12 protein-coding genes are annotated in these 14714 nt (G+C 31.8%); 1 reads left to right on the top strand and 11 read right to left on the bottom strand.

The features are described 5' to 3' along the window. Nucleotides 1–588: 588 nt before the first annotated feature. From CXF54_RS12480 to trmD, 8 genes are all read right to left on the bottom strand, one after another. Nucleotides 589–831, bottom strand: a complete 243-nt coding sequence (locus tag CXF54_RS12480) for a DUF6095 family protein (RefSeq protein ID WP_090842305.1) — start codon at nucleotides 829–831, stop codon at nucleotides 589–591. Beyond that, nucleotides 821–1639, bottom strand: a complete 819-nt coding sequence (gene murQ, locus CXF54_RS12475; protein ID WP_101203808.1) for an N-acetylmuramic acid 6-phosphate etherase — start codon at nucleotides 1637–1639, stop codon at nucleotides 821–823. The genes CXF54_RS12480 and murQ overlap by 11 nt, the downstream gene beginning before the upstream one ends. Nucleotides 1640–1743: 104 nt before the next feature. Then, the gene (locus CXF54_RS12470; RefSeq protein WP_101203807.1) at nucleotides 1744–2556 is read right to left on the bottom strand and encodes a DUF4249 domain-containing protein; all 813 of its coding nucleotides are present in this window, start codon (nucleotides 2554–2556) and stop codon (nucleotides 1744–1746) included. Nucleotides 2557–2562: 6 nt separating this feature from the next. Then, nucleotides 2563–4938: a TonB-dependent receptor gene (locus CXF54_RS12465; RefSeq protein WP_101203806.1), complete on the bottom strand. Its 2376-nt coding sequence runs from the start codon at nucleotides 4936–4938 to the stop codon at nucleotides 2563–2565. 213 nt (nucleotides 4939–5151) lie between these two features. Further along, nucleotides 5152–7377 (bottom strand): NADP-dependent isocitrate dehydrogenase, encoded by a 2226-nt coding sequence (locus CXF54_RS12460; protein ID WP_101203805.1) that lies wholly within the window; start codon nucleotides 7375–7377, stop codon nucleotides 5152–5154. Nucleotides 7378–7532: 155 nt separating this feature from the next. Continuing rightward, the gene (locus tag CXF54_RS12455; protein ID WP_101203804.1) at nucleotides 7533–8105 is read right to left on the bottom strand and encodes a pentapeptide repeat-containing protein; all 573 of its coding nucleotides are present in this window, start codon (nucleotides 8103–8105) and stop codon (nucleotides 7533–7535) included. A 696-nt stretch (nucleotides 8106–8801) separates the two neighbouring features. Further along, a complete protein-coding gene (gene rplS, locus CXF54_RS12450; RefSeq protein WP_090842292.1) occupies nucleotides 8802–9155 on the bottom strand; it encodes a 50S ribosomal protein L19 in 354 nt (117 codons plus the stop codon). Between the two features lie 197 nt (nucleotides 9156–9352). Then, nucleotides 9353–10030, bottom strand: a complete 678-nt coding sequence (trmD, locus tag CXF54_RS12445; protein ID WP_101203803.1) for a tRNA (guanosine(37)-N1)-methyltransferase TrmD — start codon at nucleotides 10028–10030, stop codon at nucleotides 9353–9355. A 208-nt stretch (nucleotides 10031–10238) separates the two neighbouring features. On the opposite strand from trmD, the gene CXF54_RS12440 reads away from it, so the two are divergent. Further along, nucleotides 10239–11876: an ABC-F family ATP-binding cassette domain-containing protein gene (locus CXF54_RS12440; protein ID WP_090842288.1), complete on the top strand. Its 1638-nt coding sequence runs from the start codon at nucleotides 10239–10241 to the stop codon at nucleotides 11874–11876. Nucleotides 11877–11880: 4 nt separating this feature from the next. Here CXF54_RS12440 and CXF54_RS12435 read toward each other — a convergent pair whose 3' ends face one another. Genes CXF54_RS12435 through CXF54_RS12425 form a run of 3 tightly spaced genes read right to left on the bottom strand, consistent with a single transcriptional unit; the run spans nucleotide 11881 to nucleotide 14701 of the window. Continuing rightward, entirely contained in the window at nucleotides 11881–12810 is a 930-nt protein-coding gene (locus CXF54_RS12435) for a DUF4421 family protein (protein WP_101203802.1), read from the bottom strand. Between the two features lie 2 nt (nucleotides 12811–12812). Beyond that, on the bottom strand, nucleotides 12813–13484 hold the full coding sequence (locus tag CXF54_RS12430; RefSeq protein ID WP_101203810.1) for an SIR2 family NAD-dependent protein deacylase: 672 nt from the start codon (nucleotides 13482–13484) through the stop codon (nucleotides 12813–12815). 2 nt (nucleotides 13485–13486) lie between these two features. Continuing rightward, the gene (locus tag CXF54_RS12425) at nucleotides 13487–14701 is read right to left on the bottom strand and encodes a tetratricopeptide repeat protein (RefSeq protein WP_101203801.1); all 1215 of its coding nucleotides are present in this window, start codon (nucleotides 14699–14701) and stop codon (nucleotides 13487–13489) included. Nucleotides 14702–14714 lie beyond the last annotated feature (13 nt).

Here is a 14714-nt window from a genome sequence, read left to right as displayed (position 1 = left end):
AAAAGGGCGAAGTAAGTGCCAAAAGCCAAATGCTAAAAGAATAAGGCAAAAGGCAGAAGCTAAAAGAAGAAGGCAAAAGCAGATATCAGAAGATAAAAGTGAAAAGCTAAAAGTCTAAAGTAAATAGTCTAAAGTAAATAGGGTAAAGGCAAATTGAATAAATGACTATAGCACAGTTATAATTTATAAACTAAGGTTCAATAAAGGGATTAATCTCTAGGTCGGAATATTATATTCAAATTAGGAAATGTTTAAACTAGATCTTAATCTTTAATGTTGATCTTAGCTAGGAATATTATATTCAAATTATAAATATTCTAACTGGAATATTTATTTTAAACGATAAGATATTATTAGAGGTGAGTATATATTATTTAATAACATTAGTAAACTTTTAAAACTTGAACATTTAACTTAAAGGATAGATTAGTAAATTATCATCATTATTAGTTTAAATAAAAGCCTCTAATATTATTAGAGGCTTTATTATTTTTAAAAAGTAGTATTTAAATTATAAATTACTACTCTGTGGAGTAGATATATTTATGTTATTACTTTGGTTAGTTAGTGGTCTTGCTGTGCTTAATTCTATTTAGTCTTATTGCTTTTGAAAAGACTATCTAAAATTGTATTTATACCTTTAAAAGCCATAAATACAGCTAATACACATATTAGTATTGCAATTATTAATAGTGGAATATAGAAATCTCTTTCTTTATTACTTAATACGAGATAAAGTAATGTAGGACCAACAAACATTAGTAACATTGCTATACCCATTTGTTTTACTCCTTTTACAAGAATATCTTTGTCTGTTGATTTAGTTTCCATTGTTATAATGATTTATTGCATTTCTAACACTTTTGTGTGTTTTTAATAAACTTTCTGCTTCTGTATAAGTTATGTTTAATTCTGACATTATCATTTTTGTACCTCGGTCTACTAGTTTGTCATTACTTAGTTGCATGTCTACCATTTTGTTTCCTTTTACCTTACCTAATTTTATCATGGTTGTGGTAGATATCATGTTTAGGACAAGTTTTTGCGCTGTACCTGCTTTCATACGTGAGCTACCGGTTACAAATTCTGGTCCTACTATAACTTCTATAGGAAACTTTGATACTTTGCTTAATGGGCTATTACTATTAGATGTAATACAACCTGTTAGTATACCTTCTGAATTACATTGTTTTAATGCTGCTATTACGTATGGAGTAGTACCTGACGCTGCTATACCTATTACTACATCTTTTGTTGATACGTTATGTTTTGTAAGATCACTCCAACCCTGTGTTGTAGAATCTTCTGCAAACTCAACTGCTTCCCTAATAGCTTTATCTCCTCCGGCTATTAGTCCTATTACTACGTTATAAGAGACTCCGAAGGTTGGAGGACATTCTGATGCATCTACAACTCCTAGTCGTCCGCTTGTACCTGCACCTAGATAGAATATTCTTCCGCCTTGTTCTAATTTATTTACAACTTGCTCTACTAATGTTTCTATTTGTGGTATTGCTTTTTGTACAGCTTTTGGAACAGTATTATCTTCTGTATTTATATTTTTAAGCAAGTCTGTTATAGACATTTTTTCTAAATTGTTATAATTTGAATCTTGCTCTGTTGTTTTTGTAAATTTCATAGTTTAATGCTAGTACTGATTTGCGTTAGAGATTGAGGCATTTGTTGAAGCTCCTCGCAGAGAGCGACTGCCGAAAGCGCGACCCTTGTGGTAACGCCCAATAGTTATTCTACAATATAGGTAAATTGGAAAGCTTGTGACACTCTAAAGTAACCTAGTGGAAAATTATCTGGATTTGTAATGTTTACGCAGTTTCCTCTAACAGTTGCTGGTTGGGTTTGAAACGGACCGCCACCACTATCTGAGGTTTGTTGTAATAAAATATCCATGAATTGATAAAATTGTTGGGATATTCCGTAATTATTTATGGTTACTTGGTTTCCTGACTCTAGGTCTTCTTCTGAGTAAAATGCGAATATCTGATTACCGTCTGTAAATTGATCGTCATAAACTTCTAATACTGGAATTTCGGGAATATCGGATATAAACTCGTAAAAGTAGTAATTGTCTATATTAGCTGGATCAGTATAATAGGCTTTAAGTTCTATATCTTCTCCAGAAAAACCGCCATCGTTATTCTGTTCGATATAATCTATAGGAGTTACTGTTGTGAGTACTTCTGTACCTACGTACGTTTGATTTTGATATATAATAGTTAATGTATATTCTTGATTAATTTGAGGTATAAATGTTGATGTTCTATATATTCCGGTTTCAGCATCTTCTAAAAATTGAAACATATTACCATTGTTATCTTCCACAGTTACGATTGCATTATTGGCTGGTGGAACTTGTGCATCGAAAAATGGTGCAGATAATGTTAGTTTTATTTGTTGTTGAGCTCCATCTGTACCATCAAACCAATTTAATGATGCTTCTATCACTAATTTAGGATCTGATGTTGGGACTTTTAAATCGATTACATCTTCGCAATTAAAGAGTGTAAATACTATTAATATATATAGGATTTTTTTCATTTTTAATTAAAATTTAAAATTGTAAGATACAGATGGGATTAACCCGAAAATGGCAAGTCTTGTTGCTTCGTTATTTCCTGTCATTCTGTTTTCTCCAAAAGTTATTGATGCTGCGTTGCGTCTGTTATATAGATTGTATATACTAAAGACCCAATAGCTTTGCCATCCGGAAGTTTTATCTGGTTTTGGTGTGTAATTAGCCGATAAATCCATACGATGATAGGCTGGTAATCTGTCTGTGTTTCTATTACTGTAACTAGGTATATTTATTCCGTTATAGGTGTATTGTCCATTTGGATATGTTGTTGGTTGCCCTGTTTGAAATAGGAAGTTGGCATTAAATTTCCATTTTTTATTCCAATCATAACTACCAGTTAAGGATATGTCATGTGTTTTGTCATAAGCTGTGTTATACCAATTACCATTATTTATACCAGTTTCGTTTGTTGTGCGACCGGGAGTTTTCTGTTCGGATTTTGAAAGCGTATAGGCTAACCAACCTTTAAAACGCCCTTCGTTTTTTCTTAATAATATTTCTAGTCCGTATGCTCTGGCTTCTCCATTAAGTATTACTTGCTCTATAGCATCGTTAGCAATTAAGTCTGCTCCGTCTATATAATCAATTCGGTTTTGAATTTTTTTGTAATAAGTCTCTACTTCTAAACTATATTTATCATCATTAAAACTTCTAAAGTACCCTAAGGCAACTTGGTCCAATAATTGAGGTTTTACATATTTACCGCTAGGTGTCCAAACATCTAATGGTGTAGGAGAGGATGTGTTTGACAATATATGTAAATATTGTGTCATCCTATTATAACTAGCTTTTATAGAGGCATCATCGTTTAACTGATACGCTAAGGATGCTCTTGGTTCTATATTTGCGAAACTTTCTATAACATCACTTTTATTATAAGATTCTGATCCTGTTGGAGTCGCTTTTTGATAGATTTGAAAATCGTTATTAAAAACAACAGCTTGATTATCTTGATACGTATTTAATTGGTCTTGCCCTAAACGTAGAAAAGAACTAATACGTAATCCGTAACTTAGATTTAATTTATCTGTTATTTTATGTTCCGCATCTATGTACACAGCATTTTCAAATGCATATTTATCTGTTAGTTTAAATGGGTTTATTCCTGAAGTTGGCGTAGATGGTTTAATATCTCCTGGATTAAATTTATAGTAAATACTATTTAAACCATATTGTAACTTGAAGCCATCGGCTACGTAATGTTTAAAGTCGTATTTGAAATTAAAGTTTTGAATTCCGGAATTCCAATCAAATTCTACAAAATTTAGTTTTAAACCATAATAGTAATCAGAATAAATAACAGACATATTGGAGAATAATTTATCAGAGAATAAATGATTCCATCTAAAATTAAGGACCGTATTACCATATGTGTTTTCAAAGCTATCTGAAATACTAAAGACATCACGACCAAAATAACCAGAAAGGTAAATACTGTTATTATCGTTTATATCGTAGCTTAATTTTGTGTTTAAATCATAGAAGTAGGCTTTATTATCTATGTCAAATAGAGGCAGAAATAAATGTGCATAACTGCTACGTCCACCAAATAGAAAAGACCCTTTGTCTTTTTTTATAGGTCCTTCTGCTAAAATACGAGATGCAACGATACCAATACCACCATTCATATGAAACTCTTTACTGTTACCTTCTTTCTGATAAATATCTAAAACTGAGGAAACTCTTCCTCCATAACGTGCGGGAATACCACCTTTATATAATTTTATATCTTTTATGGCGTCAGGATTAAAGACGGAAAAGAATCCAAATAAGTGAGACGAATTAAAAACAGTAGCTTCATCCAATAATATTAGGTTTTGGTCTACAGCACCACCACGGACATTAAACCCAGAAGATCCTTCTCCAGCGTTAGTAACACCTGGTAATAGTGTGATGGCTTTAATTACATCAGCTTCTCCAAATACCACAGGAATATCTTTTATAGTTGCAGAACTAAGCGCATTAACACTCATTTGAGGTTTTTTAATGTTTAGTTTTTCTATGTTTTCTGTAATAATTACTTCATCTAAATTTTCAAAAGATTCTTCTAAACTAAAGTTTTTAGAAATATCGCTATCTAAAGTTATTGTCTGGATAGCATCAGAAAATCCAATATAAGACACAATTACTTTGTAGGTTCCTTTAGGAAGTGTGATGGAGTAAAAGCCATATTCATTAGTAACAGCACCAGTATTTAATTCTGGTATAATTACGTTAACGCTAATTAAAGTTTCATTACTACTAGCTTCTGTTATTTTTCCACTTAAAGTGAATTTTTCTTGTGCGCAGAGTACAGAACTACAAAGAAGGAATAGTATTAAGATATAGTTGGTGACGTGTTTCATTGTTTAATTTTGAGTAGTAAAAATAATGAAAATGTGCCTTAGTAATTAGTATTTAACGTTAAGATAAAATTTATTTGGGTTAACTATTTAGGCTTAATTTTCTAAGTTATTTATTATTAAACGATGGTTGTGGAACATTAATATATTATTTATTAATAATTTGAAATAAAAAAAGCCCCCAATTGGGAGCTTTTTTATTCTATAATCAGTGACTTAGATACTTTTAAGTAAGTTGTTAAATAACTGAATAGGTCTCATTACTTTATTTGTTAATTCTTCGTTTGTTGAGTAATACCCTTCAAGATCTACTGCAACACCTTGGATATCATTTAAAGCGGATATAATTGTAGATTCTTCAGCTTTAAAAGCTAAAGCTACTGGTCCAAATTGTGCTTTTAAAGCAGCATCCTTATCTTGGTTTGCTAATGCTTCTGCCCAATACATTGCTAAATAAAAGTGACTTCCTCTGTTGTCAATTTCACCAACTTTTCTTGATGGTCCTTGTTTGTTTTCTAATAATTTTTCAGTTGCATCATCTAATGCATCACCTAAAACTTTTGCTTTTGGATTATTATTTACTTGACTGAAATGTTCTAAAGATACAGCAAGTGCTAAAAATTCTCCTAAACTATCCCAACGTAAGTGATTTTCTTCTAGTAATTGTTGTACATGTTTTGGAGCAGATCCACCAGCACCAGTTTCAAATAAACCACCACCGTTCATTAATGGCACAATAGATAACATTTTGGCAGATGTACCTAATTCTAAAATTGGGAATAAATCTGTTAAGTAATCACGTAATACATTTCCAGAAACAGAGATTGTATCTTCTCCAGCTTTTACTCTTTTTAAAGTAAACTCAGTTGCTTTAATTGGAGATAAGATATGAAGTTCTAAACCTTCAGTATCGTGATCTTTTAAGTATGTATTTACTTTTTTGATTAATTCTGCATCATGAGCTCTGTTTTCGTCTAACCAGAAAACAGCAGGTGTTTGAGATGCTCTAGCACGAGTAACTGCTAATTTTACCCAGTCTTGGATTGGTGCATCTTTAACTTGACACATTCTCCAGATATCTCCAGCCTCAACATTATGAGAAATTAATACATTTCCGTCAGTATCAATAACGTCTACTTTACCGTCTGCAGCAATTTCAAAAGTTTTGTCATGAGATCCGTATTCTTCAGCTTTTTGAGCCATAAGTCCTACGTTTGGAACTGTTCCCATTGTTGTTGGGTCAAAAGCACCATTTTCTCTGCAAAAATCGATTGTTGCAGTATATATTCCTGCATAACTACTATCAGGAATTACGGCTTTAGTATCTTGAGCTTTACCATCCGCATTCCACATCTGACCAGAGTTTCTTATCATTGCAGGCATTGACGCATCAATAATTACATCACTTGGTACATGTAAGTTGGTGATTCCTTTATTACTATCTACCATTGCTAAAGCAGGGTTTGCTTTGTAAGCAGCATCAATATCTGATAATATCGCGTTACGTTCAGCTTCTGGTAACTCACTTAAGTTACTTAATAAATTTCCGAATCCGTTATTTACGTCAACACCAATTTTATCAAATGTTTTGCTGTATTTAGCAAATAAATCCTTGAAAAATACACGTACTGCGTGACCAAAGATGATAGGGTCTGAGACCTTCATCATTGTTGCCTTCATATGTAAAGAGAATAGCACTCCTTTTTCTTTAGCATCTTTAATTTGTGCTTCTAAAAAAGTTAATAATGCTTTTTTACTTAATACAGTACCATCAATAATTTCTCCTTTTAATACCCCTAAGTTATCTTTTAAAATAGTTTCATTTCCTGATGTATCAGTATGTACTATTTTAATACTAGTTGCCTCAGCTAATGTCACAGACTTTTCGTTGTTTGCAAAATCACCTTCTGTCATTGTAGAGACATGTGATTTAGAGTCTTTAGACCAAGCACCCATTGAGTGTGGGTTTTTCTTAGCGTAATTTTTTACTGCTTTTGGAGCACGTCTATCAGAATTACCTTCACGTAATACTGGATTTACAGCACTACCTTTAATTTTGTCGTAACGTAGTTTTGCGTCTTTTTCTTTGTCATTTGTTACTTCTTCTGGGTAACTTGGTATAGCAAAACCTTTTGCTTGTAATTCTTTTATTGCAGATTTTAACTGCGGAATAGAAGCACTAATGTTTGGAAGTTTTATAATGTTAGCTTCTGGTGTTTTGGCTAAAGCACCTAAAAAAGCTAAATCATCAGACACACGTTGGTCTTCTGTTAAGTAGTCTGGAAAGACTGCTAATATTCTTGAAGCAAGTGAGATGTCTTTAGTTTCTAATCCTATTCCTGAAGAAGCTGTAAAAGCTTGTACTATTGGTAAAAATGAACGCGTCGCTAAAGCAGGAGCTTCATCTGTTATAGTATATATAATTTTTGGTGTATTTGACATAAATATATATTGTGTATTAGTTTAATTTTAAGCTTGGCTAAGATACAAAAAACAGGAGGTATTTTAAAGCGAAAACGTTTACTTAACACTCCAATTGGTTGGAAAATAAATTGAAGCTTAGTTTATTGCGGAATTAATAAAAAAAGAATAATATATTAAGAAATATGGATTTTGTAGCTATCTAGCAAGCCATGAATTTCCGCTTTCGAAAATTTAGCACCTTTTATTTTGTTGTTTTCGGGATTGATAGAGTAGTTGTAGGATGTTAAAAAGCTAGCATGCTCTACATTAGTATTAAAAAAGACAGCATGCTTAAAGTCACACGCGTTAAAATTTGATTTTGAAAAGTTTGCTTCTGTTAATTCTGTCTTATCAAATGTACATTTGTCAAACTGCGTATTTACTAATTTAACTTGATAAAATGAGGCAAAATTAAGTTGACAATTCTTAAAGGTAATAGACATTAACAACTGATTACAGTCATTAAATAATACTCCTAATAATTTACAGTTTTTAAAAGTTACATCTTTAAAGGTGGTATCTGATGTTTTACTATTGCTTAAATCACAATCTATAAATTCACATTCTAAAAAAGTACTTATAGACAGGTAGCTTGCGTTAAAATTACAGTTTAGAAAACTACAATTGTCATATTCCCCTTTTTGTAGACTATTGATGGTGAAGTCTTGATTTTTAAACGTTTTGTTCGGTATAAAGGGTAAGTGCATCAGTTTTTGTTTGTATGGTTATACAATATAAATGGTTTTATTTTAAAACAGGTTGATTTTATATAAATTACAAAAGCCATAACATAATAGATCTAACTATTGTTGTTATGGCTTTTTTGAGATAACACTATGTTGTCTTATTTAATTTTCATTAAATCAATCCAAAACTTACGTTTTACATTTTTTCAGAACAAACTAACATTAAATCAATAGTACATTTGGGTGTAACTTTCAAAATGTATTGACTTGTTACTAAATGTACCAGGTAATTGCTTTTCTTGATGCTTACTTTATAGTCCTTGTTTACACAATAACTACTTTTCTTTTGCATCGTTTTGTTTAAATACATTCGCTTTCACTCCTGTAGTTTACTTAAAACTTTCAATCTTACTAGTTAAATCCTGCGTGCATGATTCACTTTTTAAAATATCATGGTTTTTAATTGACATGACTACACATATTATTTTAAAACCTCAAAAAACAATTAAACTAACTCAAATTCAATTTTTGATTGAAACCAATTTTACTATTGTTGTTAATTGTCTTACTAAATTACGTTTTATCTTCAAGATTTTACAAAATATAACCACTTAGTTATTAACTAGTTATGAACCGTAGTTATTAACAAAAGTTAATAACGCAAAAAAGCCTAACTTATAAAAGTTAGGCTTTTTATTATGTGTAAGGTTGAAGATGTTATTTTCTTCTAACTTCTTTAATTCTAGCTTTCTTACCAGTAAGACCTCTAAAGTAAAAGATTCTAGCACGACGTACTTTACCTTTTTTGTTAACTTCAACTTTCTGTAATGCAGGTAAGTTAACAGGGAAGATACGCTCTACACCAACTGTTCCTGACATTTTTCTGATAGTAAATGTTTCAGAAGAACCAGTTCCTCTTCTTTGAATTACTACTCCTCTAAAAAACTGAGTACGTACTTTTTCTCCTTCTCTAATTTCGTAGTACACAGTAATTGTGTCTCCAGCTGAAAATTCAGGGAAGTCCTTTTTAGTTACAAACTCGTCTTGTACAAATTTTATTAAAGATTCCATCTTTATTTTATTTTTAATGATTGATTCAGAGCAACATTCACGTATCTCGCCAGAGGTTAATCCGAAATTGGGTGCAAATATAAGTAAAAACTAAAAAGTATAAAGTATAATTGTTAAAAAATTTGAAGCTTTTTTAAACCTAATTTCACTGTAGTACGTTGTTGTTTAATGTCTTGTTTATTAGTGATTTAATTGGATTATTTATCCAATAAATCTGGGCGTCTTTCTTTTGTGCGTTGGTAAGCTTGGTCTTCTCTCCACTTATCAATGTTAGCAGCATGACCACTTAATAATATTTCTGGAACTTCTAAGCCTTTATAGTTTCTTGGTTTTGTATAAATAGGAGGAGCTAATAAATTGTCCTGAAAACTATCCGTTAAAGCAGATGTTTCGTTTCCTAATACTCCCGGTATTAATCTTATAACAGCATCACAAAGTACAGCAGCACCAAGCTCTCCTCCGGATAACACATAGTCACCAATAGAAATTTCTTTAGTAATAAGTAAATCACGAACACGTTGATCCACACCTTTATAATGTCCGCAAAGGATAATAATATTTTCTTTTAATGAAATATGATTCGCAATACCTTGGTTAAGTGTCTCTCCATCGGGTGTCATATATATAACCTCGTCATAATCTCTTTCTTCCTTTAGTTTAGAGATGCATTTATCAATGGGTTCAATACTCATGACCATACCGGCTCCACCACCAAATTGAGTGTCGTCAATAGATTTATAGTTACCTGTAGTGTAGTCTCTTAAATTATGAAAATGTACTTCTACCAGGTCAGCTTCTATAGCGCGTTTTAATATTGATGCTTCAAACGGGCTTTTTAATAATTCTGGTAAAACAGTTATTATATCTATTCTCATGGTTTTGCTTTATAGTTTGCAAAGATAGAAGAAATGTTTGGATGATTCTACGTCAATTTATTCTCGTTTTTATCCTAAAAAGTAAGATGATTTGTTGTTGTGTCTATTTAATAGGAGTGTTTTTAATCATATTTTTATAACAAAGTCAAATGTAGATTGGCTTAAATACTAGTCTTTTTATTACTTTCGCAGCATTAAAAAACAGACTATGATTTCTATAGATAATTTGGCAGTAGAGTTTAGCGGTACCGCTTTGTTTAGTGATGTATCTTTTGTGATTAATCCAACGGATAAAATTGCTTTAATGGGAAAAAACGGAGCAGGTAAATCTACCATGATGAAAATTGTTGCAGGTAGACAAAACCCAACACGAGGACATGTTAGAGCTCCAAAAGAAGCTGTAATTGCTTATTTGCCACAACATTTATTGACAGAAGATAATTGTACTGTTTTTGAAGAGGCAGCCAAAGCGTTTAAGCATGTTTATGATATGCGAGACCAGATGGAAGTACTTAATAAAGCGTTAGAAACTAGGACGGATTACGAGAGTGATGAGTATATGTCTATTATTGAGCAAGTGTCTGATTTAGGTGAAAAGTACTATGCTTTAGAAGATGTTAATTACGATGCAGAAGTAGAAAAAGCTTTAAAAGGATTAGGCTTTAGGCAAGATGATTTTACAAGATTTACTAATGAGTTTTCTGGTGGATGGCGTATGCGAATTGAATTGGCAAAAATTTTATTACAAAAGCCTGATTTAATTCTATTAGATGAGCCCACTAACCATATTGATATAGAATCTGTTATTTGGCTAGAAGATTTTTTAGTTAATAAAGCGGATGCAGTTATGGTAATATCGCATGATAGAGCTTTTATTGACAATATTACAAACCGTACTATAGAGGTTACTATGGGACGTATTTATGATTATAAAGCTAATTATAGTCATTATTTACAGTTAAGAGAAGATAGACGTGTACATCAAATAAAAGCGTATCAAGAACAGCAAAAGTATATTGCGGATAATATGGCTTTTATTGAACGTTTTAAAGGAACATATTCTAAAACTAACCAAGTGACTTCGCGAGAGCGTATGCTTGAAAAACTGCAAATTATAGAGATTGATGAAGTCGATAATTCTGCATTAAAATTAAGTTTTCCTCCGGCACCAAGATCTGGAGATTATCCTGTTTCTGTGCAAAACTTAACCAAAAAGTATGATGATGTTGTGGTCTTTAGTGATGCTAACATGTCAATTAAAAGAGGGGAGAAAGTTAGTTTTGTTGGTAGAAACGGAGAAGGTAAGTCTACAATGATTAAAGCTATTTTAGGTCAAATAGACTTTGAAGGAGAATGTAGTTTAGGTCATAATGTTCAGGTTGGGTATTTTGCTCAAAACCAAGCGGCTTTGTTAGATAACGATTTGACTGTTTTTCAAACGGTGGACGAGGTTGCAAAAGGAGATGCTAGAACAGGTGTAAAAAATATTTTAGGTCGCTTTATGTTTAAAGGCGATGATATTGATAAAAAAGTAGGTGTTTTATCTGGAGGAGAGAAAACAAGGCTAGCTATGGTTAAGTTATTATTAGAACCAGTTAACTTGTTAATTTTGGATGAACCCACAAATCACTTAGATCTTAAATCTAAGGACGTATTAAAAGAAGCATTAAAAACATTTGATGGGACATTGGTATTAGTCTCTCACGATAGAGACTTCTTACAAGGTTTATCTGAAAAGGTGTTTGAATTTAAAGAGCAACGCGTTATTGAACATTTTGAAACTATTGATGCCTTTTTAGAACGCAATAGAATTAAGAGTATTGCAGATATTAATTTAATGAAATAAGTGTTTAGAGATTAAATCTGTCTTCAATAGATTTAGCCGTTCGTTTTAAAAATTTAGGAGCAATAAATCGGTAACCAAAGTACAGACTAGCATAGCTTTTGTCTGTTACAACACTTTGTGTAAGCTTTTTATTTACAGCGTTAGAGTCAAAATTGAAACTAGCGCCAGCGCTAATAGTTTCTGAGGTATACCCAAATTGTAATGTAAAGTCTAAAGCACGAGTAATAAACGTGTTTTTGGTTGTTGCTATTTGGTCTATTTTTTCTGTTGTAAAACGAACCCCTAAAGCAGGAGCGATAGAAGAGGAAATAAACCAATGTTCTTTAAATGCCCAAGTATAATAGTATGCCGGAGCTATTGCAATGTCAAAGCTGTTTTCTGCAATTTTTTGATTCTCTATAGTATTACTTAATCTATTAAAACCATACTTTAATGTCGGGACTAAGCTTCCTGCAGTTTCTCTCTGCCATTCAGTAAGGTGCGTCAAGTGTTTTAAAGAAAAATTATCATTCAACACATAAGATGTAGTACCAATCCAACTGGTTGTTTTTAAATTAGGGAATTGTGCCAATACATCTGCATGATTATCTTGATAAAATCCTTTGACTTTTCTGTATTCAAAACTCTGTATCCATTGTTTTATAAAAATATTTAACTGGGGATTGATAAACTTAGACTTGAAATTAGAATTACGACTGCTTGGAGAAAATCCTACTTTTAAACCTAAAAACTTATAGTTAGCAGCGACTTGTAATCTGTACGTGTTATTTGCATTTACAATAACAGATTGCCCATTATCTTGGACGGAAAACGACTCGGACTGCGTGCTAATATTAGATTTTACTAGTAAATTTTCTTTAAATGAAATCACAGCATTCTGTCCACAAACAAAAGTTGTGATAAATATTGAAACAATTAAAAATGTATATTTCATAATTATAGTACAGAAATAAAGGTGTTGATACCTTCTGTTGCAGATTCAGCAATAACAGTTACCTTTTTAGAGCTAGAAATAGATGGGGTTGGATCAATAAAAAAGGTAGGCGTATTTTCCGGTACATAATGCATTAAGCTTGCTGCGGGATATACTTGCAGTGATGTACCTATAATTAATAATTTATCTGCTGTAGCACAAATCTCTACAGCTTTATCAATTAACGGTACGGCTTCTCCAAACCAAACAATATGCGGACGCAATTGGTTTCCGTTTTTATCTAAATCCCCTAGATTAAGATCTTTTTTCCAATCAAAAACTAGAGCTTCATTTTTTGTACTCCTTACTTTTAATAATTCGCCATGTAAATGTATGACGTTTGTACTACCTGCGCGTTCGTGCAAGTCATCTATGTTTTGCGTAATTATGGTTATTTTAAAATGCTTTTCTAAGTTAGCTAATTCTAGATGTGCTTTATTGGGCGCTACTTCTAGTAACTGTCGTCTGCGCTGGTTATAAAACTCTAATACTAATTCTGGATCAGCCTCAAAACCTTCTGGAGAGGCGACTTGCATAACATCATGACCTTCCCACAAACCATCAGCACCTCTAAACGTTTTTATGCCACTTTCTGCGCTCATACCCGCTCCAGTAAGTACTACTAAATGTTTCATAATTAATTTGATGTTTTTATTTTCCAAGCTTTATAAGGCTCAGACTGGACTAATACTTCTAAGATGTTTTCGCCATTATCATCATCTTCTTCAACATAATTAATTATATCTGCCCTATCATAGCCTTCGCTAATTAATGTTTCTATATAGGTTGTAGCATCTTTAAAGTTTTCCATCATTACTAAAGTGCTTAAATATCCAGCTTGACCTTCAAAAAAATCAGGATAGTTATCTATTATATATTTATAGTTGTTAAGCGCAAAGTCATAATTTTCGTCATAAAACGCAACATTTGCTTTTATAAAGTTTAAAAAATCGTCTTCTGTTTCTTCTTGTAGTTGATTAATTACTTGTATAGCTTCAAAGTAATCTTCTTTATAGACATAGTAATCAATTTTGTTAAGCACAATAGTTGGATCGTCTTTATAGGTTTCTATTAATTCTTCTAAAGTAGCAAGATATTTTTCGTCATCAACGTTGCTTGCCATTAAAGACTTAAATATTAAGAAAAACTTTTCTTTAGACAGCTTAGAGGTTATACCATCCATTAATTTGTAGGCTAGCTCAAAATTTCCTGATTTTTTATATTGTATTGCTTGAAATAGTTCTGTAACACCCTCGTCTTTTGTTGTTTCTATTAGTCCTAATATTTTTTTATTGGGTGCTACATAAGTCATTAATCTTGACATGGTAGTGGTAATATTTTCTCCAGCAAGATATAAGTAGATGTCGGATATTAACATCTCAGAATCCTTTTTATGGATTCTGTAATCATGATAATTTAATCCACCTTCGGCAGAGTATAGTCTAAAAAGGATATAATAGGTTTGTAAATTTTGATCATATCTGTAGTTTACAAAATCGTAATACGCACCATTTTCTACTTCGGTTATAATTTCTTGAGGAAATAGGTCTAGGCCTTGTTTAATTCCTTTGACAAAAGATTTTAGGTAATCACTATTTAAATCTGGGGTAGTATTGTCTTGCAGAATACGTTTTAGTAATGCGTTTTTATACAGTTTTCCAACAAAAGGTTCTGATTGGTTATTAAGTACGGAGCTTTCTATTAAATTACCTAAAGCAACTACTTTTTCAGAATTGGTGTCGTTGTAAGTAATTGTATCATTAGGATTAAAATTAGCATTGTTTTGAGCAATAGCAAAAATTGAAAATAATAGATATAATGATAAAGAGAGGATTAGTTTGTTTAGTGCCATTAAAATTTTTATT

Source organism: Olleya sp. 1-3, assembly GCF_002836085.1.
GTDB lineage: Bacteria > Bacteroidota > Bacteroidia > Flavobacteriales > Flavobacteriaceae > Olleya > Olleya namhaensis.
The sequence above is the reverse complement of the archived record's forward strand: the minus strand, read 5'-3'. Positions and strand labels throughout refer to the sequence as shown.